The organism is Herminiimonas fonticola (genome assembly GCF_040395855.1).
In the GTDB taxonomy this organism is placed as follows: Bacteria; Pseudomonadota; Gammaproteobacteria; order Burkholderiales; family Burkholderiaceae_D; genus Oxalicibacterium; species Oxalicibacterium fonticola_A.
In genome coordinates this window covers 1-24,370 of sequence record NZ_JBEBPO010000001.1, presented here as the reverse complement: position 1 = coordinate 24,370, position 24,370 = coordinate 1, and the positions used below count along the sequence as shown (strand labels likewise).

Here is a 24,370-nt window from a genome sequence, read left to right as displayed (position 1 = left end):
GCGCACCTGATTTTTATTTGATGCTGTGCAGGATTGGTTTGGATTTGATTCTGTTCTAGTCAAGTGCGCGCAGCGGATGCGCATAGGCCGGCCAGGCCGATTCAAAGAATGGCGCAATCATTTCCTGACTTACTTCTGCCAGCGATGCCGGCCGCCATTGCGGCGCGTGGTCTTTGTCGATCGCGAGCGCACGTATACCTTCCAGTACTTCTCCATGTTCAAAGCAACGCCGTACCATTGTGCGCTCCAGGCGCAGGCAATCTGCCAACTCCATGTTGGCTGAACGACGAATCTGCTCCAGCGAAACACAGACCATCAAGGGCGAGCGCTGCAGCAGCGAATCCAGTGTTTTTTTCGCGAAGGGATCGTCGTCCTGTTTCAGGGATGTGACGATAGTTTCTACATTGTCGTGTGCAAAATGACGGTCGATCAAGCCACGCTGCTTGGCGAGTACGCTATTTGCGGGATCGACTTGTTCGGCAAACGGTGCTGCAAATTCATCGATGGCATGGCGGAATTGGTGACCCTTGACAGATTCAAGCATGGTCAACAAGGCAGGCAATTCCTTGCGCGGAACAAATACATCAGCCAGATCGGCGTACAAGGCATCTGCGGCACCAGCGATTTCTCCGGTCAAGCCGAGATAAGTGCCGATTTCTCCAGGCAGGCGCGACAGGAAATAACCGCCGCCTACATCCGGGAACAAACCGATATTCACCTCCGGCATCGCCATGCGCGTGCGTTCGGTCACAATGCGTATTCGCGCTGCGGCACTGCTTTGCGTAATCCCCATACCGCCACCCATCACGATGCCATCCATCAGTGCGATGTAGGGCTTTGGATAGTGGTGAATCAGGTGGTTCAATGCATATTCTTCAGTAAAAAAATCTTCCAGCAAGGCGCTGCCACCGTGCAATCCGGTGGTGCCGACATCGTAAAAAAAACGAATATCGCCACCTGCACAGAATGCCTTGGGCGTGCTGGAGTTGATCAGCACAGCGCGGACGTTTTCATCCACCCGCCATGCGGCCAGCGCTTGCGTCATCGTGCGGATCATGTCCAGCGAAAGAGAATTCATGGCCTGAGGGCGATCCAGTGTCAGACAGCCTAAGCCGTGGTCGTGGGTGATGCGAATATCTGCGGACATATATGAAATTTGTTTGGCGAAGCTAAGCATTTTAGCGGCTTCTTTGCGACAGGTAGCGATATGAGGCAAACCGCTGGAGGCGGGAATTGCACCGTTTATCGGATGCGTCTGGTAATACGGCTTGATTGGTTTAAATTAATGTTACTTAAAGGGAACATGCCATGACACATATTTTTTCCTCTTCACCCAATCAGCGCAAATCGGCTGGATTTACGCTGATTGAACTCATGATTACGGTTGCTGTTATCGGCATTCTGGCGGCGGTAGCAATTCCGGCGTATTCCGATTACGTCACGCGTGGCAAGATTCCCGAGGCAACCAGTGCATTGGCGAGTATGCGCATACGGCTTGAGCAGTATTACCAGGATAACCGGAACTATGGATCTGATGATGCCAATTGCGGGGTGCCGAATCCTGCAGCAGCAAATTTTTCCTATACGTGTAATTGGGGGGCAGGCGGAACAAGCCAGTCATATACCATCACTGCGACTGGGCAGGCGGGTCGCGGAATGAGTGACTTTATCTACACCATTGATCAGGCCGGCAATCGTAGTACAACAAAATTGCCGCCTGCGTGGGGAACGGCTCCGCCAGCAATAGCCTGCTGGGTTGTCAAGAAAGGTGGCGGATGTTAATGCTTCGCCGTCAGCGCGGCTTCAGCTTGATTGAGCTGATGATAGGTATCGTCATAGTGGCGATCCTGCTGGCTGTCGGCATGCCTACATTCGGGTTGTGGATACAAAATACGCAGGTTCGTACTGCAGCTGAGTCGATCCAGAATGGTTTGCAGACTGCACGTAACGAAGCAGTGCGACGCAATACCAATGTGCGTTTCAATTTGACCAGTGCGACGGGATTGGTGACGTGGAACGTCTGTATTGTTGCGGGCGCTGTATGTGGCGAAGTGATACAGCAACGTTCGGCAGCAGAGGGTGGGGCGAATGCGCGTGTTGGCGTTAGTACAGATGCGCCGCCTGTGCCTGTGCCAAGTACGCAATATTCTACTGCGCTTGCAGCTGGTGCCGGGTTGTCTGAGGCTGGCGGGGCGGGCGTGACGTTCAATGGGGTGGGCAGCATACCGACCGCCAATATCGGGACAGACATTACACGCATCGATATTATCAATGCCCTTGCAAACGATGCCCGCAGGTTGGTAATTGTTGTTGGCACAGGCGGACTGGTCCGTATGTGCGACCCGCTGCACGCATTGGCAAGCAATCCACAGGGTTGTTCTTAATATGATTATGAAAACTCCTATCCTCAGGCAGCGCGGATCAATCATGCTGGAAAGCTTGATTGCAATCCTGATTTTTTCTTTGGGGATTCTTTCCCTGGTTGCGTTGCTTGGAGCATCGGTAAAGGATACTGCCAGTGCGAAGTATCGGACCGAAGCCAGCTTGCTGGCTAATCAGGTGATCGGTGAAATGTGGACTGGCGACAAGACAAATGCGACCTTGGTCGCCAATTATGGTGAGGCTGGGGAACAGTATCAGAGCTGGAAAGACAAAGTAACGCAAACGCTACCGGGTATCGTTGATGCCGTCGTAGCTCCGCCTGTGGCTGGGCAGAATCTGCCGACCATAACGATCGACGGGGACAATATGGTGACGGTGACCGTATTCTGGCAGGCGCCGGGCGAGTCGGGGCCACACAATTATGTTGCGATTACGCGTATTCACGATTAGCCGGGAGAGTTCGTAATGCATCATTCGTTTTCAACGCGGCGCAATCAGGGTTTCAGCTTGGTCGAAATCATGGTCGGTATTGCAATCGGTCTGCTGGGTGTGTTGATCATCATGCAGGTATCGGTCGTGTTCGAAGGGCAAAAACGTACGACGACCACAGGTTCCGACGCACAGACAAATGCCGTCACTGCACTCTATACCGTAGACCGGGATGTGCGCAGAGCCGGGTATGGTTTGAGTTTGCCAGGGGCCTTGGGATGCACGATACGACAGTATTACAGTGGTGTCGAACTTCCCAGTTTGTCATTGGCGCCTGTTGTCATCACCCCCGGTGCAAACGGTGGGCCGGATAGCATCCGCATACTTGCCAGTTCCAAAGGCAACTGGAGTATTCCGAGCCGGATAACAGTAGATCATCCCCCGCAGGCTACAAATATTTTCTTGAATACCACTCTAGGCATAGAGGTAGGCGATTTACTGATTGCATACGAGCCGGGTAAAACGTGCACGCTAATGCAGACGACCGGTATACCGAACGGCAATGTACAAATTCATCATCAAAACACCAGTGCATGGAACCCACCGGGCGGGGCAAATATCTTTCCTGCAAGTGGTTATAGCGTCGGTGCAATGGTATTGAATATGGGCGCGCTGATCGATCATACCTACTCGCTGGATGCGAGCAGCAATTTGATGCTCGCAGAGTTGGACAGTACCAGCAACACCAATACGACGCGTGCGGTGATTTCCGATATCGTGAACATGCAGGCCGAATATGGTTTTGACACGCGTGCCGGTTTGCAAAACGATCCGAGAGTCGATACATGGAGTGCCACCATGATAGATGCGGACGCTAATGGCACAGTCAACGATGCAGGCGATATCGCTCGAGTAATCGCAGTACGTATCGCGGTAGTTGCACGCAGCCCATTGATGGAAAAACCGAATGCAAATGGCGTATGCGATATCACGATTGCCGCAGCTGCCGGAGGGCGTTCGGCAAATGCACCGACATGGGCAGGTGGTGCGATTGATGTCAGCAAAAACGCGGATGGAACGGCCAATGCAAACTGGCAATGCTATCGATACAAAACATTTGAGAACGTGATTCCTTTGCGGAACCTGCTTTGGGGGCGTACATGAAATTGAATTCTCCTTCCGAGCGCAGCACCGCTTCTCGTATTGTGTCGCGCACCTCCTCCGGAGGACGTACGCATCATCGTCAGCAAGGCGTCGTTCTTTTGATTGCATTGATCGTTCTGGTTGCGATGACCCTCGCCGGCATAGGTCTGGTACGTTCAGTCAATACCGGCAATATGGTCGCCGGCAACCTGGCATTCAAGCAAGGGGCAACTCTGGCTGGCGATGCGGGAGCAGAGGCCGCAATTGGCTGGTTGACGCCGTTGAATGGCGACGCCGCTTTGTACGTGAATAATGCCGCCGCAGGATATTACGCAACGAGCCAGGCTACGCTTGATCCAACCAATAGTCACAGCGCCGCGACTGTACCTGCTGTCGACTGGGATGACAACAATTGCAGCGGCCTTGCGTTTTCTGTATGTGTCAAACCAGCGCCGGCAATAACGGTGGGCGACAACTCCGTTGCTTACATCATTCATCGGCTATGTCAGACCGAGACTGATCCCAATAATGTGGGAAACACTTGCGTGACTTATCAATCCGGCAGTTCCACCAGCCCTAAAAGAGGGGAGCTGAAGTATGGCGACGACAAGCGGTTTGAGCCATTGCCAGGTCCTTACTATCGCATTATTTCGCGGGTAAAGGGGCCGAGAAATACGGTCAGTTTTGTCGAAACGATGATCCATTTCTAGCACTTCCATTTTTGTGGAAGGCAGGAAAGAAGTGGGCCAGATTACAAGCCGATAGCAATATCCGGAGATTAAAATGAAATACCGTTCCTGTAGCGTTCGATCCGCAATAATGTTGATGGCATTGATGTTTTTCGGGCATGTAGTTCATGCTGCCGAAACAGATATCGCCAATGCACCGTTGGCATCTTCGTCGACCGATGTGGTCAAGCCAAACGTCATGTTCATTCTCGACGATTCGGGAAGTATGGATTCTACTTATTCCCCGGATGTTGCAAATTTCAGTAGTAGCAGATACGGCGCGAAGAGCAAGCATTGCAATGGCATGTATTACAACCCGGCTACTCCCTATGCTCCGCCAGTAAAAGCGGATGGCACCAGTTTTCCTGATGCCAGTTTTACTAACGCTTGGGACGATGGTTTTAATACTTCGAATGGCACAAGCAATTTGACTAATAGCGTTTATTACACGTATTCCGGTACAACCAGTGATCTTGGTTTTGAATATGATAATTCGGGTAATGTAAAAACAACTGGTTCTACTTTCTATACAGAGTGCAATACCAGTACCAGTACTACATCAAGCGTATTTACCAAGCATACGGTGAACAGTAATTCAGGTGCTGGTAATTCGGACGAAAGGACAAATTTCGCCAACTGGTACAGCTATTACCGTACCCGCATGCTGACGATGAAAACCTCGGCCGGTTTGGCTTTTAAAAATGTGAGTGACAGTTATCGTGTCGGTTATTCGACAATCGGTTATACCGGCACCAGTTCGACCAGTAATGATTTCCTGAAAATTGCCGATTTCGACGTTACGCAAAAAGCCAGTTTTTACTCAAAGCTGTACAAGGCAAATCCTACGCATTGGACGCCCTTGCGTGCAGCCTTGTCGAAGGCCGGGTTGATTTATGCAGGCAAACTACTGACAGGTGCAGATGATCCGGTGCAGTACTCGTGCCAGCAGAATTTTACGATTCTGTCGACGGATGGTTATTGGAATAATAACGAGGAAACAGGTAGCTATGTACCGAAAGATCTGGACGGCAACAGTGTGGGTAATCAGGATGCAAGTGAGTTGCGCCCCATGTATGACGGTACCGTTACTTCAAGCGTCACATATACAACGACTACACTCACCGTTAGCGGCTCTGGCGATACGAAGGTGACCAGCATTAAGGTGAATGGTCAGGAAATCATGTCAGGTGCCACTAACTCCGATGATCGCACTCGGGATGTGGCATCCAGAATCGCAGACAAGATCAGCAAGAATGGTTATACGGCTACGGTTTCTGGCAGCGTTGTTACGATCAAGGCGCCCACAAGCGCCGGCGCTATTACCTACACACCGGTTGTAGCGAAATCCGGCGGAATGAGCATCACGGCAACCGCCTTCAGCAGCGCCACCAATTCCGTGACGACTGGAGGGGTTTCCAATTCGCTAGCTGACGTGGCGGCATACTATTACAACACCGACCTGCGTACTTCTGCGCTGGGGAACTGCACGGGTGCATTGGGCGCGGGTACCGATGTATGTGAAAACAATGTGCTCGGTTCCGGTGCGGACAACAAGGGTTCGCAGCACATGACGACCTTTACGCTCGGTTTGGGAGTAAACGGGGTGCTTGATTATTCGGAAGATTATCTGAGCGGCGGTTCGACGCGCTTTAATGCAATCAAAACTGGCCCTGATAACTGGCCCGATCCGATCAGTGATGATGGGCCGTCGCGAATCGACGACCTGTGGCATGCCGCTGTCAATGGCCGCGGCACCTATTTCAGCGCACAAACACCCAACTCTCTGGTGAAAGGCATTACCAAGGCGCTGACGAGTGCAAAGGTACGAGATGGTTCCGGTGCAGCAGCAGCGACCAGTAACCTGGAACCGGTTGAAGCCGATAATTTCCTCTTCCTTGCGATGTATCGCACATCGTTCTGGGATGGCGATCTCAAAGCGAAAACGATCGATCCGAGTACCGGCGCAATCGCGGATGAGGCTAGCTGGTCAGCACAGCAAAAACTGGATTTGAAAGTAGATCTTACTACCGATACACGAACCATCTATACATTCAATGGGTCTGCATCGAACAAGCTGAAAACATTTGCCTGGGCCAATTTGACCGCGGATGAAAAAGCCTATTTCAATGATATCTGCTCACCTGCAGTGAAGCTGTCGCAGTGCAGCGATTCGATCAACGGTCCGAATTTGAGCGAAGGTCAGAAAAATTTGATCCCTGGGGAAAATCTGTTGAAGTTCATCCGCGGTCAGACCGGTTATGAAGATCAGGCCGGGAATGCCAATCCGATATATCGAGATCGCGAACATGTTTTGGGCGACATGATTGGTTCGCAACCTGTCTATGTGAAGGCGCCGCCCTTTGCCTATGTTGACGACAACTACGACGCTTTCAAAGCCGGGATGAAGGATCGTCTGGCTATGGTCTATGTGGCAGCAAATGATGGCATGTTGCATGCATTCGATGCGACGATTGGCCAGACCAACTCAGGAACGGAAAAGTGGGCGTACATCCCGCCTATGGTATTGCCCAATCTTTATAAATTGGCAGACAAGAACTATGCCGCCAATCATCAATATTATGTGGATGGAGCGCCTACTGCAGGAGATATCTGCCCTAACGCACCAACGGCGGCATGCGGGAAAAATGACTGGAAAAGCATTCTGGTCGGTGGCCTGAACGCCGGCGGTAAGGGTTATTACGCGCTTGATATTACAGACCCTGCCAATCCGAAAGCACTGTGGAATTTTACCGTGAGTAATGATGCGGATATTGGATACAGTTTCGGTAATCCGGTGATCACCAAGCGTCTTGATGGTACATGGGTGGTGGTATTCACGTCAGGCTACAACAATCATGCGGACGGTGGCGATGGAAAAGGCCATCTGTATGTTTTGAATGCCAATACCGGGGTACTTCTTTCAAAACTCGATACCACGGCAGGGGACACAAGTACGCCAAGCGGGCTGGCAAAAATAAACGCATGGATTGACAGTACCAGCGATAACAGTGCCAAGCGTTTCTACGGCGGTGATTTGCTCGGCAATGTGTGGCGCTTCGATCCCGATGACCGGATAGCGCCGGCTGGGAACAAGGTCACCTTGCTGGCAGAGTTGGGCAATGTGTCTCCGATCGGTATACAGCCTGTCACGATCAAACCGGAGCTGACCGAAATTACTACGGCTGGTGTTAACCATGCCGTGGTGAACATCGCAACTGGACGTTATCTGGGTATTTCCGATGTAACTGATTACTCGATTCAGTCGATTTATTCGCTGAAAGACAACCTGACTGAGACCGGTTTGGGTAAGGTTCGTACGGCCGGAGTGCTGGTAGAGCAGACATTGACTACCAGTGCAGACGGCTCTACGCGTACGACGTCAACTAATCCAGTCGATTGGGCTGCTAAATCAGGCTGGTACATGGATCTTAACCCTGGTAACAAGTCTCCCGGTGAGCGTGTGAATGTCGACATGCAGCAGCAACTGGGTTTGTTGACAGTGGCGGGTAATGTCCCTAAAGGTAACGCGTGTACGCCTGGTGGTAATGCATGGATTTATTCGCTGGATTTCAAGACTGGACAATATGTCGAAGGTGCGAGCGGCAATGTGGCGGGGCGGCGATCTTCGGGATTGGTTGCAGGTTTGAAAACACTGAAACTGACCACAGGAAAAACAATTACCTTGGTAACGGATACAGGTGGCAACATTACCGTTTTTGATGATCCTTCATCCAACCCTGGAAGCGGGAATGGCGCCCGGCGTGTTTCATGGCGCGAGTTGATTATTGATTAGAGAGTGCAATGCATGGATTGGGTGAATATCCTCTTCTGGTAAAAATACACGCGCTGCGGTATTCACCTTGTCAGATGCTGGCGTTGGGATTGTCGTTGTTGGTGCATTGCGGCCTGATCGTTGTAATTTTTTTCGGAGGAGTGGTTGAATCGGAGCAGGCCGGTTTAACAGTTTCTGCTCCTGTCGGGCGAGTGATGGTTGTCGACATGAACATAAAAGATGCCGCATTTTCAGTGGCACAAGCAGTCGATGACACGGAACGTAGGGCGATACCTGTAGCTGACAAAGCCGTACGCTTGAGCTCTTCTCAACATCATCAGAAGATACCTAGAGAGGATTCGATTTCCCCTCTGTTGAAGACTGTCAGGCCTTATTATTTTGCAGTAAAAGATTTGACGCAAAGACCGTTAGTCGCTCGTGATGTTCCTGCTGACTTTATGTTGATTGTGCCGGACGTACCATCGCAGGCAGCTACATTACTCATGTTGATTAGTGAATATGGTGATGTGGATAGAGTGATTGTAGAAAATTCATTGTTGCCGGAAGTGGCCCAAAAAACTGTTGTTGATGAATTTTCAAAGTTAAAATTTAATCCGGGAGAAGTTGATGGCATTCCGGTTAAAAGCCAGCTGAGAATTGAAATTATGTTGGAAGAAGTTGGCGGCGAAAAGTAAGAATCATTATCGTGATATGCACTATTCTTGAAAGAATAAAAAAGGGCGCAATTTGCGCCCTTCATTTTTAGCGACCGATTCTCTCAGTCTGATTATTGCGCCTTAAGACGCAACAGCATCCGATTCATCCGGCAATCGTTTGATTGCATCATGTTGATGATCCTGCTGTTTGGTTTTGTATTTGATGACTTGTCGATCGAGTTTGTCGATCAAGGTATCAATCGCCGCATATAAATTATCTGCAATGCTTTCCGCATGCAAATCCTTGCCTCTCACACGCAAGTTTATTTCTGCTCTTTGGCGTTTTTCTTTTTCCGGGAGATTGTCTACAGTCAGAATGACTGCGATATCGATGACGTTATCGAAATGTCGTTTGATGCGCTCCAGTTTTCCTTGTACATATTCGCGGATGGCTGGGGTTAATTCGAGGTGATGTCCACTGATTGTGAGATTCATACAGTGCTCCTATGATAATTCACTGGAGGTTCATGCCTTTACCTGGCCATGAACACAGCAAGGTATAACAAAAACTACTAAGGACGAGCTCTACAACGACTTGCGCAAATTGACTGGTGGGATTTTCAAGGCTTCACGGTATTTTGCAACGGTACGTCGCGCCACTACCATACCTTGTTCCGCCAGCATTTCTGCGATCTTGCTATCAGAGAATGGCGTTTTCTGGTTTTCAGCTCCTATCAGTTGCTTGATCAGTGCGCGTATCGCAGTTGACGATGCTTCACCACCTGTTTCTGTTGCAACATGGCTGCCGAAAAAATATTTCAGTTCAAACATGCCATGCGGGGTGAGCATGTATTTCTGCGTCGTTACACGAGAAATGGTGCTCTCGTGTAAACCTAGTGTATCAGCTATTTCGCGCAACACAAGCGGTCGCATCGCCACGGCGCCGTGCGAGAAAAAATTGCGCTGACGTTCCACAATTGCTTGTGATACACGCAAGATTGTGTCGAAGCGCTGGCGCATGTTTTTGATCAGCCACTTGGCTTCCTGCAACTGCGAGCCCAGCGAGCCTTCGCCCTTGCTTTGCTTCAAAATATTGGCATACATGCTGTTGACGCGCAGACGCGGCATGACGTCGTGATTGAGCATGACTTGCCAGCCGTTGCGTGTGCGCTTGACGATCACGTCGGGCACCACGTAATCGGAAGTGTCGGTGGCAAAGGTGGAGCCTGGATGCGGATTGCATTGCTTGATGATGACTTGTGCTTCGCGCAGGTCTTCATCGTCGCAATCGAGCGCCTTGCGCAGTTTGTTGAAATCGCGCTGCGCGAAAAGACCGAGATGATGTTCGACAATGGCGAGCGCCATGCGGCGCGTGACCATCGCTACTTTGGGCATGCGCTTGATTTGCAATGCCAGGCATTCGGATGCATTGCGTGCGCCGACGCCAGGTGGATCGAAACTTTGCAGCAGATTCAAGGCAATCTGCAATTCTTCCAGTTCGATTTCGAGTTCTTCCGGCAGGCGTGCGTGAATTTCTTCCAGCTCTTCTTCCAGATAACCGTTGTCGTTCAGCGCATCGATGATGAGTTCCAGCAATGCCCGATCGCGTCGTTCGCGCACGGTGACGCGCATCTGTTCCAGCAAGTGTTCGCGCAGCGTGGTTTCGTGCGCTTCCAGTTGCGGGCGCGCATCGTCGTCTTCCGGCGCTTTCGAGGTGCGCGCCACATCGTCGAAACTCCATTCCGCATCGCCGTTGGATGCTTCTGCCGGCTCGGGAGTATCGAAGCTGGTGTCGCTTTCCGGCGTTTGCGCATTCGCTTCGACGCTGGCGCCTTCCGGCGTAGTGCCGGCAGCGCCGATCGCGCCATCAGCCAGCAGGCGAATGGCGTGGTCCAGTGGGTCGTCGGTGCGTTCCAGCAGCGGATTGTCGGCCAGGATCTGTTCGAGTTCCTGATGCAATTCCAGTGTGGATAATTGCAGCAGGCGTATCGATTGCTGCAATTGCGGCGTCAATGCCAGATGTTGCGAAACGCGTAATTGCAGGGATTGCTTCATAGGGCTTTGTCTTGTTTCCGCAGTTACATGCGGAAGTGTTCGCCCAGGTAGACACGGCGTACCGATTCGTCGGCAATGATGTCGTCCGGCCGGCCGCTGGCCAGCACGGCGCCCTGGTTGATGATGTAGGCGCGGTCGCAGATGCCCAAGGTTTCGCGTACATTGTGATCGGTGATCAGGACGCCGATGCCGCGCTCTTTCAGAAAGCGCACGATGCGCTGAATTTCAATCACGGCAATCGGATCGACGCCGGCAAACGGTTCATCCAGCAAAACAAAGCGCGGATTGGTTGCCAGTGCGCGGGCAATTTCGACGCGACGGCGTTCACCACCGGACAGGGACAGGGCCTGATTTTCGCGCAGCTTTTCAATTTGCAGATCTGCCAGCAGGGTATCCAGACGTTGCTCAATCTGCTCTTTACCTAAGGCTTTTCCATTAGGGCGCTGCAACTCAAGTACTGCGCGAATATTGTCTTCCACGCTCAGTTTGCGAAATACCGAGGCTTCCTGCGGCAGATAGGACAAGCCGAGCTGGGCGCGTTTGTGGATGGGCTGGCGTGAAATATCGACGCCATCCAGTTCGATGCGGCCGGCGTCGGATGGCACCAGTCCGACGATCATGTAAAAGGAAGTGGTTTTGCCGGCGCCGTTCGGGCCCAGCAAACCGATCACTTCACCGCTCTCAACCTGTAGTGCGACATCGCGCACCACCTGGCGTGCGCCATAGCTTTTTTGCAGGCCGCTGACTATCAACGTACTCGACATCTTATGGGGCCTTTGTCGTATCTGTTGCACGCGGCTGGATGATGGCCTTGATGCGGCCGGCACCGGGTTTGCTGTCGCCGCTTGCAGTGTTATGGACGGTAAAGAATTCGGCGCGCGTATCGTAGGAAATGTATTCGCCGTTGACTTCATCCGTGGTCTTGCCGTTTTCCAGGCGGCGCATGCGTGCCTTGGAAAACAGTTTCATGATTTCATTCTTGTCGTCGTATTCGATGCGCTCGGCCTGGCCGTCTATCCATTGGTCCGGGCCGCCATCGCGCTTCTGGCGAAAGCTGGCAAGCGTGCCGGGGGCGGCGTACATGACGACAAACTGATAGCCGGCAGGATCTTGTGTAACGACCATCTTGTTGGATTTCATCAGGATCGAGCCGCGCGTCAATACGACGTTGCCGATAAAGGTGTTGATCTGCTTGACGTCGTCGTACTGCATTTGATCGGCTTCGACGTTGGTCGGTTTGGTCGCGTCGGCTTTTTCGGCATGCGCGGCAGGCATGGCGCAGATGCCTGAGAGAAGCAGCAGTGCAGGTAGTAATCGTTTCATGAGCGTTTTCTAAAAAATCGATCGATTAAAAGCCGGGTCACATCATCAACGAGTGACGATGGGCGACTGATACTGGCCTTTTACATTGCTGGATAGACTGAATTCACCACTGGCGTTGTTGGCGAACATGCCGGCGCCGGTTAATACCGATTCACCTACTTTTATTTCAACCGGTTTCGGCGTTTTCATCACATCGTCATCCGGCAGCAGCAGCAGATACGAAGTCTTGAGCTGGAAGTGTCTGGAAGTGGCGGATGCGGGTCTGTCGATATGCACGTTATCGTACATATGCACTTCGCTGTTGTTGTTGGTAATGGTGGCGCGCAGGGAGCGACTCACCATGGGTGGCTTGTTCAGGCTGTAGCTGTGCATGACCGGATTCTGTATCTGATAGGAATCGTCCTGAGGATAATGCTTCATCTCGGTTCCTGTCAGGTTGTAGCGGGCGTCGCCGGTTTTTCCCATGCGGACGAAATTGAATTTTTCCACATAAAAATCCGGTTCCGTACGCGTACGTGCGGGCAGCGAATCCTCGGTTTGCCGCTGCATGACTTCAACCAGCCAGAAACTGCCGAGCGCCAGGGCTGCGCTGAGTGCAATCAGTACAATCAGCCGCACGCCGTTGGCGGAACTGGCACTTTTCACGATAGGTACGGCGCCAGTGCCGCCTCGTAGTTGCCTTGTGCGCGCAGGATGAAATCGCATAATTCGCGTGCTGCGCCACGGCCGCCGCCTGCTTGCGTCACGTAATGCACGCGTGTACGTACTTCAGGGTGCGCATTCGGTACGCTGGCGGCGAAGCCGACGCGCGACAGAATCGGCAAATCGATGACATCGTCGCCGACAAAGCCGCAGGCATCAGCGGCTACCCCGGTTTGCGTCAGCAATTGTTCAAATGCAGTGCGCTTGTCGTGTATGCCCTGGAACACATGATGGATGCCGAGATCGGTGGCGCGGCGCAGCACTATGGGCGACTGGCGTGCGCTGATGATGGCGGTAGCGACGCCGGATTGCTGCAGCAGCTTGATGCCGTGGCCATCGAGCACATTGAAGGTTTTGATGACTTCGCCATCGGCGCCGAAATGCAGGCTGCCATCCGTCAGAATGCCGTCCACGTCGAAAATCATCAGCCGCACATTCGCGGCGCGGGCTGATGCGGCGGATACCGCAGTTGCAGAGTCGGCGGCAGAATCTGTAGGTGAATTCATCAGATTACTTTCGCGCGGGTCAAATCGTGAATATGCAAGGCGCCCACCAGTTTGCCGTCAGCATTCGTTACCAGCAGCTGGTTGATGCGGAATTCTTCCATCATTTCGACTGCATCCACCGCCAGCTGTTCCGGCTGGACACTGCGCGGGTTCGCATGCATGACTTCCGCAATCGACAGTGTGGAAAAGTCGCGCTGGTTCTCGATCAGGCGGCGCAAATCACCGTCGGTGAAGACGCCGATGGCGCGACCGTTGCTATCGACCACGGCTGTCATCGCCATGCCTTTTTTACTGATTTCCAGCAGTGCGGCATACAGGCTGGCATCTTCGGCTACGGTTGGAATCGCGTCGCCGGTGCGCATCACATCGCGTACGTGCGTCAGCAAGCGACGACCCAGTGCGCCGCCCGGATGCGAGCGTGCGAAATCCTCTTCGCCGAAACCGCGCGCGTCGAGCAGGGCGACCGCGAGTGCATCGCCGATGGCCAGCGTCGCCGTGGTGCTGGCAGTTGGCGCCAGGTTCAGGGGACAGGCTTCCTTGTCGACCCTGACGTTCAGATGTACGTCGGCCAGTTGCGCCAGCGTGGAATCGTCATTGCCGGTGATCGTGATCAGGGTTGCGCCCATGCGTTTGATGATGGGAACGATGCCAACCAGTTCACCGGCTTCGCCGGAATACGAAATCGCAATCAGCGCATCGTCGGCTGTGATCATGCCCAGATCGCCGTGCGAGGCTTCCGCTGCATGAACGAATAAGGCTGGTGTGCCGGTCGAGGCCAGCGTGGAGGCGATTTTGCGGGCGATATGGCCGGACTTGCCGATGCCGGATACCACCACGCGGCCTTTGCAGTTCAGCAGTAGCGAGACGGCCTGAATGAATTGTTCGCCGGTTTCATTGCTGATGCGCTGTTTCAGCGCAAGGATGGCATCTGCTTCGATTTGCAAGGTGTCGCGTGCAAATTGCAGCGCGCGCGTTGCGCTCTTGGCATCAAAAGTTGCCGGTGGGTTTTTGGCATGGGGTACACTCATGTTGAAAGTATAAACGAATTCACAAAGCAAAAAACCTGCCAGACAGAACAAAAATATGTTTTGATTCTTCTGCGCACATTTCCGCATAAACCAGCCGGTCACAACTATGTTCTCCCCTTTGGAACTTACACTCCTATTGCTTGCTGCGGCGGTTTTGGGTGTGGTCGCCTTCCGCAGCATGCATTTGCCGCCGATGCTGGGTTATCTGGTGGCAGGTATTTTGATCGGACCGCATACGTTGGGTTGGGCGGAAGACAGTTCAACCACCCATGCGCTCGGCGAATTCGGCGTGGTGTTCCTGATGTTTTCCATCGGACTGGAATTTTCGCTGGCCAAATTGTCTGCGATGCGCCGTACCGTATTCGGTCTCGGCATGGCGCAGGTATTGCTGACGATCGTGCTGACGATGATATTCGGTTGGCTGGTCGCGCATCTTTCCAGTCGTTTGAGCGGCATCAGCTGGCAGGCAGCGCTCGCAGTCGGCGGCGCGCTGGCCATGTCATCGACCGCCATTGTTTCCAAGGTATTGACGGAGCGGCTGGAGCTGGAGAGCGAGCATGGCCGTCGCAGCATAGGCATCCTGCTGTTTCAGGATCTCGCATTGGTGCCTTTGCTGATCCTGATTCCGGCGTTGGCCAACCCCAAGGGCGATCTGGTTGTCACGCTGGGATGGGCGGCCGGCAAGGCGGTTGTCGTCCTGATGCTGTTGCTGTTTGTCGGACACAAGGTGATGCGCGGCTGGTTCCGCCTCGTCGTCAAACGGCGTTCGCAGGAATTGTTCATGTTGAACCTGTTGCTGATCACGCTCGGTGCGGCGTGGATTACCGAGATGGCGGGACTGTCGCTGGCGCTGGGTGCCTTCGTCGCCGGCATGCTGATTTCCGAAACCGAGTTCAAGCATCAGGTGGAAGAAGACATCAAATCATTTCGCGATGTGTTGCTGGGTTTGTTCTTCATCACCATAGGCATGTTGCTGGATGTGCGGCTGGTCATCGAATACTGGTGGCTGGTTCTGTTGCTGTTGATCGGGCCTGTGCTCCTGAAGTTCGGGCTGGTGACGATACTGGCGCGCTGGTTCGGCGCGCCGCTCGGCGTGGCTCTGCGTACCGGGCTGGCGCTGGCGCAGGCCGGCGAATTCGGTTTCGTTCTGCTGAACCAGATCGGCGGATTGAATTTGCTGGAGCCGCTGATTGTGCAATTGATTCTGGCATCCATGGTGTTGTCGATGCTGATCGCGCCCTTGATACTCGCCAAATCCGATGTGATCGTGATGAAAATGTCTGCCAATGAATGGATGGTGCAATCGCTGGCGCTGACAAAAATTGCCAGCCGCACCATGGCGGCGCAACAGCATGTCGTGATTGCCGGCTTCGGCCGTACCGGCCAGAGCCTGGCCAAATTGCTGGACGAGGAAGGCATACCGTATCAGGCGCTGGATCTGGACCCGGATCGCGTGCGCGATGCGCAGGCGGCCGGGGCCAATGTTTCGTACGGCGATGCCGGGCGGCGCGAAAGCCTGGTGGCCGCCGGTATCAATCGCGCCGCCGCGCTGGTAATTACCTACGCCAGCACACCTTCCGCCTTGAAAATTCTGCATCACACACAACAGATTGCGCCCGCGCTGCCGGTGATTGTGCGCAGCTACGACGATTCCGATCTCGACAAGTTGCGCTCCGCCGGTGCGACCGAAGTGGTGCCGGAAGCAATCGAAGGCAGCCTGATGCTGGCATCGCATGCCTTGCTGACGCTGGGCGTGCCCTTGCGTCGCGTGGTGCACCGTATCCAGACTGCGCGTGGCGAACGCTATGCATCCTTGCGCGGCTTCTTTCATGGCGTCAGCGATGTGTCGGACGGGGATGAGCATTTGCAGGTGCGCTTGCGTTCTGTGCAATTGACTGAGCGCGCGCATGCGATCGGTAAAACGCTGGCGCAATTGGGTCTGGATGCCCTGGGTGTGGAAGTGACTGCGCTGCGGCGTGACGGCATACGCATGGACTGGACGCCGGAAACGATTTTGCTGGCAGGCGATATCCTGGTGCTGTGCGCTGCGGTGGAAGAGCTCGCGCGCGCAGAGAATCTCTTGCTAAAAGGCTGAAGAGTGGTTGACGGTCGTCATATGAAGACGGAAAATTGCGCACCTGTAATGCAGGCGCCTGCCGCGATCGGCAAGTATCAGTAAAATCAATGCGGTGCAGTTCGTCTGCGTAAGTGATCGAGATGATCCAGTACGCGACATTTCCAGAATATCAATGTTCTCTTGTTTCCAGGTGGCGATTTGAGCGTTTCCCCCGGCAGTCTTCCTCGTTCGTCCCATGCGTCGCCCGTTTCCGGGCGCGACGATGCGACGAGCTCGCCTGCCGTCTCGCTGCTGCCCTTGTATGTCGATCTCGATGGCACGCTGACATATACCGATCTGTTATTTGAATCGGTCCTGCTGCTGATCAAGCGCAATCCGCTTTACCTGTTCCTTTGCTGTGTCTGGCTGTTGCGTGGACGCGGCAATCTGAAATCGCAAATCGCGCGACGGGTTGAGCTGGATGTGTCCCTGCTGCCATATAACATGGCGCTGCTGGAATATTTACAGCATCAGCGCGTGGCCGGGCGACGCCTGATATTGGCAAGTGCATCAGATCGTACGCTGGTGCAGCGCGTGGCCGATTATCTCGGCATCTTCGACGCGGTATTGGCCAGCGATGAGACGCTCAATCTGAAATCGGCTGCCAAGCTGCAGGCGATTGAGGCCGATGCCGGCGGGCATGGTTTTGCCTATGCCGGTAATGCTGCGGCAGATCTTGCCGTGTGGGCGCGCGCGGCTGAAATCATCGTCGTCAATGCATCGCCCGGTATTGCAAGCCAGGCACAGAAACTGCAAACGCCTGCATTGATCATTCCGCCGCGTCCCTTCAAATGGCGACTGGTGATGAAAGCATTGCGCTTGCATCAATGGGCCAAGAATGCCTTGCTGTTCGTGCCTTTGATGGCGGCGCACGATCTGGATGGTGAAAACTGGTTCGCAACCCTGCTGGCTTTTATCGCGTTCGGGATGTGCGCATCGGCGACGTATGTCATCAACGATCTGTTCGATCTGGCGTCGGACAGGGCGCATCCGCGCAAGCGGGCGCGGCCGTTTGCAGCGGCGACGCTGACGATTCCATTCGGCGCCGTGCTGGTACTTGTATTGCTGCCCTTGTCCCTGTGGCTGGCGGCATCGATTTCACTGCCGTTTTTCGCCCTGATGGTTTTATATGTGGTGGTGACTTTGCTGTATTCGGCGCGCCTGAAACAGATTGCGATTGTCGATGTACTGGTTCTCGCATCTCTCTACACGCACCGGATTCTGGCCGGCGGCCTGGTCAGCGAGGTGGTGATTTCCAACTGGTTGCTGGCGGTTTCGCTCTTTATGTTCCTGAGTCTGGCGCTGGTCAAGCGTTGCGCTGAACTGGAATTCATGAGCGGCGACGGCAAGGTAGCGCTGGCCGGTCGCGGTTATCGCACCAGCGATTTGTCGTACCTGATCTCGATGGGCATCGCCAGCGGTTTTGTCGCGGTGATGCTGCTGGCCCTGTATATCGATAGCCAGGTCGGCGGTGCTATGTATCCACATGCGGAAATACTGTGGCTGATCCTGCCGCTGATGCTGTTCTGGATCATGCGTTTGTGGCTGAAAATTGCGCGTATGGAAATTCACGACGATCCCCTGCTGTTTGCGATTACCGATCGCACCAGCTGGATCATCGCCGTGCTGGTTGCCTGCGTGGCATTGGTGGCATCGATAGGGGAAATGGCATGAGTCAGATGGCTGCTCTGGGGCTGGCGCTATTTTGCGTATGCCTGACCGCTGCAGCACAGGTATTGCTGAAGATGGGCATGTCGGCGCCGGCCCTTCAGCAGGCGATGTCGAATGGCATGCGCTCAGTTTATTGGCTGGCGCTGACCAGTCCGCTGATCTGGGGCGGGATGATTTGTTTCGGTGCGAGTGCGGGCTTGTGGCTGCTGGTGCTCGGCAAGCTGGAAGTCAGCATGGCGTATCCATTGATTTCGCTCGGCGTTGTATTGACGACGCTGGCGGGGATATTTATTTTGGGCGAATCGGTCAGCATTTATAAAGTGCTCGGCGTATCGCTGGTGATCGCAGGCGTACTCGTCCTGTCGGTAAAGAGTTAAGGAATTGGAATGAATTTTAATTCAACACGTTCGCTGTACGCTGGTGCCGATCCGGTACGTGCGCGCCAGGTTTTCAAGTGGACGTTTGTGATCACGCTGCTGATCAAGATGTGGCTGGCTGCTTATTTTCCGATGACGGGCGATGAAGCGTTTTTCTATCAGTGGGGCGTGTTCCCGGCATGGGGTTATTCCGATCATCCGCCTATGGTGGGCTGGCTGCTGTTCGTGCTCAACAGTATTTCTGCTCATCCGCTGTCGCTACGCTTCTTCACGGTATTGATGTGGAGCCTGATCGCTCTGGGCCTGGTTGATTTGCTGCGCCGGCTGACGCCGTATCAGGAAGCTGTTGCCTATAGACTGGGCACCTTGTTCCTGCTGCTGCCTTTCACGCTGCTGCTGAATCTGGTCACCACCGACACACCACTGATTTTCTTCATTTTCCTGAGCGGCTACTGTTTCATTCGCGGCACGATGTCGGACAGGTTGTCCTGGTTTTTCGGCGCCGGCATCTTCCTTGGCTGCGCATTACTGTCGAAATACTTTGCCGGCTTGCTGGCGATTGCCTACTTTGTGTATCTGTGTCGCTCGCGTCGCGGCTGGCTCAAGCTGATCATCATTGCTGCATGTTCTGCGCCTCTGTTCGCCATTACCGTGGCGTTCAATGCAAACAACTGCTGGACCAATGTGATGTTCAACATGATCAATCGCAACGAGAACACGCAGCTGTCGTTCTATACCGTTGGCGAATATGTGTTGATGATGATTTACCTGATCACGCCGTGGGTCTTCGTCAAACTGATACGTTCGGGCGGCATGATGATCCAGCGCGGCGCAATTGTCGTGCTGTTCGTGGTGCCTTTCCTGCTGTTCCTGCTGCTGTCGATGGAAAAAACCATAGGCTTGCACTGGGTGCTGGGCTTCATGCCCTTCCTGTTTCTATTCATCGGCACGACCAGCAATGCAGACGATTTGCGCAAGTATGCAAAATGGACTGCCTGGTTCTCGGTGCCGCACTTCCTGTTCCTGGCGGCGATCATTCTGCTGCCGACCACGTTGTGGAAGGATTACGCGCTGCATGACGACATCGTATTTCACAAGCAAGCGCCAAGCATCGTCAATACATTGCGCAGGGGTTTGCCAGCGGATGGTGCGATCATGGCGCGCGCCTATACGCCGGCTGCCTTGCTGTCGTATCACGCCGGCGAATACTGGCCGACCTTCGGTACCGGGAAATTCCATGCGCGTCAGGATGATTTGAATGTCGACTTCAAACAATACGCCGGCAAGACGATACGTATTTTCGATCGCCGCGCGATTAACCCTGACGATCTGGCGCCGTATTTTTCATCGGTGACTGTGCATACGCTGGAGAAGGATGGCGTCACCTTCTGGTACGCCGATGGCAAGGACTTCAACTACGAGGTCTATCGCGAGCGCATTTTGAAAACCATTGCGGATCGGTATTACCGGATACCGTCGTTCCTGCCGGTCTACGGTTGCCAGTTCCTTGAACGCTACGATATCAAGCGGCCATAGGCTTCTGTAAGCGCGGCATAAGCTTGCTATAGTAAAGTCGCTTCAGGATGCCTGTGCCGAATGGGAGCAATCCCGTTCGGCATTTTTATTGCGGTCAGAATAATTGGAAAAAATGGAAATTTTTGAACGCATACTCGGCATTATTCTGCCGGTCTTCATCATCATTGCGCTGGGTTACGGCTATGCCCGCTTGCGTGGTGAAGCGGTGCGGTCCGATATCACGCCGGTCAATCGGATCAGCATGGAGGTGCTATGTCCGCTGCTGGTCTTTACCGCACTGGCGGCCAAGGATTTTGACCTGGCGAACAACGGCATGCTGATCCTGGCAGGGGTGCTGATTTCTCTGGGTTCGGGCTTGCTGGCGTGGCCGGTGGCGCGTTTGTTCGGCTACGATGTACGCAGCTTTGTGCCGCCCATGATTTACAACAACTGCGGCAATATGGGCTTGCCTCTTGCGATCCTGGCATTCGGAGCTGATAGCCTGGGCTCTGCCGTTGCCTTGTTCATGGCGTGCAATCTGATGTATTTCTCGGTCGGTATCAAGATCATGGAAAGCGGTCGCAGCAAGGCAAACGGTGTACGTATCTCACCGTGGAAATTTCTCGCCAATCCGATGATGATTGCAATGTTCGTCGGGATGGTGTTTGCGATCGTGCATGTGCCGTTGCCGGCCCCTTTGTTTATCGCGCTGAAAATGATGGGTGATGCCTGCATCCCCTTGATGCTGTTCGCTTTGGGTGTGCGCATGATGGATGTCAGTTTGAAAAGCTGGCATATCGGTTTGGTCGGTGCGATTGTATGTCCTGTCGCCGGTTTGATCGTTGCGTGGGTGCTTGATCATGTCATTAACCTGAGTCCTGAGCAGCGCGGGCAAATGTTTCTGTTTGCATCGCTGCCACCGGCGGTTTTCTGTTTCATGGTGGCGGAGCAGTACAAGCAGGAGCCGGAGAAGGTCGCCTCCATCGTCTTGCTGGGCAATCTGGCTGCTTTTGTATTCGTACCCGTGGGTTTGTGGATGGGTTTGCCGAACTGAAGTCAGGATTCGGAAAATAAAAAAGGCGAACTCAAGTTCGCCTTTTTTATTGGTGCTGAATACCAGGGCTGCTATGTATTCAAGCGGCCGATTTCTTCTGCTTCAGCAACGGCGCCAGATATTTTCCGGTAAAGCTGGCCGGATTTTTCGCCAGGTCTTCCGGTGTGCCGCTGCCTATGATCTGGCCGCCGCCGGCGCCGCCTTCCGGTCCCATGTCGATCAGCCAGTCGGCTGTCTTGATGACGTCCAGATTGTGCTCGATGATGACGACCGTATTGCCCTGGTCGCGCAATCGATGTATCACTTTCAGCAGCAGGTCGATATCGTGGAAATGCAGGCCGGTGGTCGGCTCGTCCAGGATATACAAGGTGCGGCCGGTGTCGCGCTTGGATAATTCCAGCGACAGCTTGACGCGTTGCGCTTCACCGCCCGATAACGTGGTTGCGCTTTGCCCAAGCCGAATGTAGCCGAGTCCGACATCCAGCAGGGTTTGCAGTTTGCGTGCAATCAGCGGCACCGGTTTGAAGAAGACGTGCGCCTCTTCGACCGTCATGTTCAATACTTCGGTGATGTTCTTGCCCTTGTATTGAATTTCCATCGTCTCGCGGTTGTAGCGATTGCCGTGGCAGACATCGCAGGGCACATAGACGTCCGGCAGGAAGTGCATCTCGACCTTGATGACGCCATCGCCCTGGCATGCTTCGCAACGACCGCCTTTGACGTTGAATGAAAAACGTCCGGCAGAGTAGCCGCGCTCTTTCGACGTCGGCACGGTGGCAAACAGATCGCGGATCGGTGTGAACAGACCTGTGTAGGTAGCAGGGTTCGAGCGCGGCGTGCGACCGATAGGCGCCTGATCGACCGAGATCACCTTGTCGAAATGCTCGAAGCCGCTGATCGAGTCATGCGCCGCCGGTTCTGCTTGCGAGCCGTACAGATGGCGCGAGGCGGCGTGATACAGCGTGTCGTTGACCAGTGTCGATTTGCCCGAGCCGGACACGCCGGTAACGCAGGTCAGCAAGCCGACCGGCAATTCCAGCGTGACGTTTTTAAGGTTGTTGCCGGTGGCGCCCGTGATCACAAACTGTTTCTTCGGATTCGGCGGCGAGCGCTTCTTCGGCACAGCGATACCGAGCGTGCCATTCAGATATTGCGCGGTCAGCGAAGCCTTGCTTTTCAGGATATCTTTCAGCGTACCTTCGGCAATCACTTCGCCGCCATGCACGCCGGCGCCTATGCCCATATCGACCACATAGTCGGCGCAGCGAATCGCGTCTTCGTCGTGTTCCACCACCAGCACGCTGTTGCCGATATCGCGCAAGTGCTTGAGCGTTTCGATCAATCTGTCGTTGTCGCGCTGATGCAAACCGATAGACGGTTCATCCAGCACATACATGACGCCGGTCAGACCGGAGCCGATTTGCGAGGCGAGACGAATGCGCTGTGCTTCGCCGCCGGACAGCGTATCGGCGCTGCGTTCCAGCGACAGGTAATCAAGACCGACGTTGTTGAGGAACTTCAGGCGCGAGATGATTTCCTTGACGATGCGGTCGGCGATTTCCTTCTTCGCACCGGTCAGCGTCAGCGTTTCAAAAAATTCCAGCGTTTGGCGCAAAGGCGTGGCGGCGACTTCATAAATGGCGCGCTTCTGTTCGCCGTTGCCGACCAGAACGTTGCGTGCTTCGACGCGCAGGCGCGCACCGTGGCAGCTCGGGCATTCTTTTTCGTTGATGAACTTTGCCAGTTCTTCCTTCACGGCCATCGAATCGGTTTCGCGATAACGGCGCTGCAGATTATTCACGACGCCTTCGAATTCATGTTCGCGAATGACGGTGCGGCCTTTTTCATTGACGTAGGTAAACGGAATTTTCTGCTTGCCGGAGCCGAACAGTACTGCTTGCTGCGCGACTTCCGGCAGTTTTTCAAACGGCAGGTCGATATCGAAATCGTAGAACTCGGCCAGGTTCGACAGCATCTGGAAGTAAAACTGATTGCGTCGGTCCCAGCCTTTGACGGCGCCGCTGGCCAGCGACAGATTCGGGAAGGCGACGATGCGCTTCGGATCGAAGAATTCGATATGGCCGAGGCCATCGCATTCCGGGCAGGCGCCCATCGGATTGTTGAACGAGAACAGACGCGGTTCGAGTTCCTGCAGCGAGTAGCCGCAGACAGGGCAGGCGAATTTGTTCGAGTACAGATGTTCGACGCCGGTATCCATTTCCAGCACCAGTGCGCGGCCTTCGGCCAGACGCAGCGCGGTCTCGAAACTTTCTGCCAGCCGCTGCTTGATATCGGCCTTGACCTTGATGCGGTCGATGACGACCGCGATCGTATGTTTTTCCGCCTTCTTCAGTTTTGGCAACGCATCCACATCGTAGATATGCGCGTTGCCGGTGCCGCTCTGCACGCGGAAGCGCACGAAACCCTGCGCCTGCATTTGCTCGAACAGATCGACATGCTCGCCTTTGCGATTGGCGACAACCGGCGCCATGATCATCAGCTTGGTATCTTCCGGCATCGCCAGTACCGCATCGACCATTTGCGAGACCGATTGCGCGGCCAGCGGATTTTCCGGATGGTCAGGGCAATACGGCGTGCCGACGCGGGCGTACAGCAAACGCAGGTAATCGTGGATTTCAGTGACGGTGCCGACTGTAGAGCGTGGATTGTGCGAGGTTGCTTTCTGCTCGATGGAGATGGCCGGCGACAGACCTTCGATCAAATCGACATCGGGCTTTTCCATCAACTGCAAAAACTGGCGCGCGTAGGCCGATAGCGATTCGACGTAGCGGCGCTGCCCCTCGGCGTACAGTGTATCGAAGGCGAGCGAAGACTTGCCGGAACCCGACAGGCCGGTGATCACGATCAGTTTGTTGCGCGGCAAATCAAGATTGATGTTTTTGAGGTTGTGCG

The 24,370-nt window shown here is 54.1% G+C and carries 21 protein-coding genes; 12 read left to right on the top strand and 9 right to left on the bottom strand.

Annotated features, from left to right (window positions below; all coding sequences use genetic code 11):
* Positions 1-55: 55 nt before the first annotated feature.
* Positions 56-1,147: an enoyl-CoA hydratase/isomerase family protein gene (locus tag ABWP27_RS00105; RefSeq protein WP_353152181.1), complete on the bottom strand. Its 1,092-nt coding sequence runs from the start codon at positions 1,145-1,147 to the stop codon at positions 56-58.
* A gap of 161 nt (positions 1,148-1,308) precedes the next feature.
* Here ABWP27_RS00105 and ABWP27_RS00100 point away from each other — a divergent pair, with 161 nt between their 5' ends.
* From ABWP27_RS00100 to ABWP27_RS00070, 7 genes are all read left to right on the top strand, one after another.
* Positions 1,309-1,782, top strand: coding sequence for a type IV pilin protein (locus ABWP27_RS00100; protein ID WP_353152179.1), 474 nt, complete (start codon positions 1,309-1,311; stop codon positions 1,780-1,782).
* Positions 1,776-2,384 (top strand): GspH/FimT family pseudopilin, encoded by a 609-nt coding sequence (locus ABWP27_RS00095; RefSeq protein ID WP_353152177.1) that lies wholly within the window; start codon positions 1,776-1,778, stop codon positions 2,382-2,384. Before ABWP27_RS00100 ends, ABWP27_RS00095 begins: the two co-directional genes overlap by 7 nt.
* 43 nt (positions 2,385-2,427) lie before the next feature.
* A complete protein-coding gene (locus ABWP27_RS00090) occupies positions 2,428-2,832 on the top strand; it encodes a hypothetical protein (RefSeq protein ID WP_353152175.1) in 405 nt (134 codons plus the stop codon).
* Positions 2,833-2,847: 15 nt separating this feature from the next.
* Entirely contained in the window at positions 2,848-3,975 is a 1,128-nt protein-coding gene (locus ABWP27_RS00085) for a PilW family protein (protein WP_353152173.1), read from the top strand.
* Positions 3,972-4,664, top strand: a complete 693-nt coding sequence (locus ABWP27_RS00080; RefSeq protein ID WP_353152171.1) for a pilus assembly PilX family protein — start codon at positions 3,972-3,974, stop codon at positions 4,662-4,664. Before ABWP27_RS00085 ends, ABWP27_RS00080 begins: the two co-directional genes overlap by 4 nt.
* A gap of 73 nt (positions 4,665-4,737) precedes the next feature.
* Complete coding sequence (locus ABWP27_RS00075; RefSeq protein ID WP_353152169.1) at positions 4,738-8,475, top strand: pilus assembly protein; 3,738 nt, start codon at positions 4,738-4,740, stop codon at positions 8,473-8,475.
* 8 nt (positions 8,476-8,483) lie between these two features.
* Positions 8,484-9,149, top strand: a complete 666-nt coding sequence (locus ABWP27_RS00070) for a cell envelope integrity TolA family protein (RefSeq protein ID WP_353152167.1) — start codon at positions 8,484-8,486, stop codon at positions 9,147-9,149.
* A 102-nt stretch (positions 9,150-9,251) separates the two neighbouring features.
* Here ABWP27_RS00070 and hpf read toward each other — a convergent pair whose 3' ends face one another.
* From hpf to ABWP27_RS00035, 7 genes are all read right to left on the bottom strand, one after another.
* Positions 9,252-9,605 (bottom strand): ribosome hibernation-promoting factor, HPF/YfiA family, encoded by a 354-nt coding sequence (gene hpf, locus ABWP27_RS00065; protein WP_353152165.1) that lies wholly within the window; start codon positions 9,603-9,605, stop codon positions 9,252-9,254.
* 90 nt (positions 9,606-9,695) lie between these two features.
* Positions 9,696-11,165: an RNA polymerase factor sigma-54 gene (locus ABWP27_RS00060; RefSeq protein ID WP_353152163.1), complete on the bottom strand. Its 1,470-nt coding sequence runs from the start codon at positions 11,163-11,165 to the stop codon at positions 9,696-9,698.
* Between the two features lie 23 nt (positions 11,166-11,188).
* Positions 11,189-11,929 (bottom strand): LPS export ABC transporter ATP-binding protein, encoded by a 741-nt coding sequence (gene lptB, locus ABWP27_RS00055; RefSeq protein ID WP_353152161.1) that lies wholly within the window; start codon positions 11,927-11,929, stop codon positions 11,189-11,191.
* Position 11,930: 1 nt separating this feature from the next.
* Positions 11,931-12,488 carry a lipopolysaccharide transport periplasmic protein LptA gene (gene lptA, locus ABWP27_RS00050; RefSeq protein WP_353152159.1) on the bottom strand — a complete coding sequence of 186 codons (558 nt, stop codon included), beginning with the start codon at positions 12,486-12,488 and terminating at the stop codon, positions 11,931-11,933.
* A 45-nt stretch (positions 12,489-12,533) separates the two neighbouring features.
* Positions 12,534-13,133, bottom strand: coding sequence for an LPS export ABC transporter periplasmic protein LptC (gene lptC / locus ABWP27_RS00045; RefSeq protein ID WP_353152157.1), 600 nt, complete (start codon positions 13,131-13,133; stop codon positions 12,534-12,536).
* Complete coding sequence (locus ABWP27_RS00040) at positions 13,130-13,696, bottom strand: KdsC family phosphatase (RefSeq protein ID WP_353152155.1); 567 nt, start codon at positions 13,694-13,696, stop codon at positions 13,130-13,132. Before ABWP27_RS00040 ends, lptC begins: the two co-directional genes overlap by 4 nt.
* Positions 13,696-14,724: a KpsF/GutQ family sugar-phosphate isomerase gene (locus tag ABWP27_RS00035; RefSeq protein WP_353152153.1), complete on the bottom strand. Its 1,029-nt coding sequence runs from the start codon at positions 14,722-14,724 to the stop codon at positions 13,696-13,698. Before ABWP27_RS00035 ends, ABWP27_RS00040 begins: the two co-directional genes overlap by 1 nt.
* Before the next feature lie 106 nt (positions 14,725-14,830).
* Here ABWP27_RS00035 and ABWP27_RS00030 point away from each other — a divergent pair, with 106 nt between their 5' ends.
* From ABWP27_RS00030 to ABWP27_RS00010, 5 genes are all read left to right on the top strand, one after another.
* Positions 14,831-16,819: a monovalent cation:proton antiporter family protein gene (locus ABWP27_RS00030; protein WP_353152151.1), complete on the top strand. Its 1,989-nt coding sequence runs from the start codon at positions 14,831-14,833 to the stop codon at positions 16,817-16,819.
* Between the two features lie 180 nt (positions 16,820-16,999).
* A complete protein-coding gene (locus ABWP27_RS00025; protein WP_353152149.1) occupies positions 17,000-18,514 on the top strand; it encodes a UbiA family prenyltransferase in 1,515 nt (504 codons plus the stop codon).
* On the top strand, positions 18,511-18,888 hold the full coding sequence (locus ABWP27_RS00020; protein WP_353152147.1) for a DMT family transporter: 378 nt from the start codon (positions 18,511-18,513) through the stop codon (positions 18,886-18,888). The genes ABWP27_RS00025 and ABWP27_RS00020 overlap by 4 nt, the downstream gene beginning before the upstream one ends.
* A 9-nt stretch (positions 18,889-18,897) precedes the next feature.
* On the top strand, positions 18,898-20,424 hold the full coding sequence (locus ABWP27_RS00015; RefSeq protein WP_353152145.1) for a glycosyltransferase family 39 protein: 1,527 nt from the start codon (positions 18,898-18,900) through the stop codon (positions 20,422-20,424).
* 112 nt (positions 20,425-20,536) lie between these two features.
* Entirely contained in the window at positions 20,537-21,457 is a 921-nt protein-coding gene (locus tag ABWP27_RS00010; RefSeq protein WP_353152143.1) for an AEC family transporter, read from the top strand.
* Positions 21,458-21,536: 79 nt separating this feature from the next.
* On the opposite strand, the gene uvrA is transcribed toward ABWP27_RS00010, so the two are convergent.
* On the bottom strand, positions 21,537-24,370 hold a 2,834-nt coding region (gene uvrA / locus ABWP27_RS00005), incomplete at its 5' end, for an excinuclease ABC subunit UvrA (protein WP_353152141.1).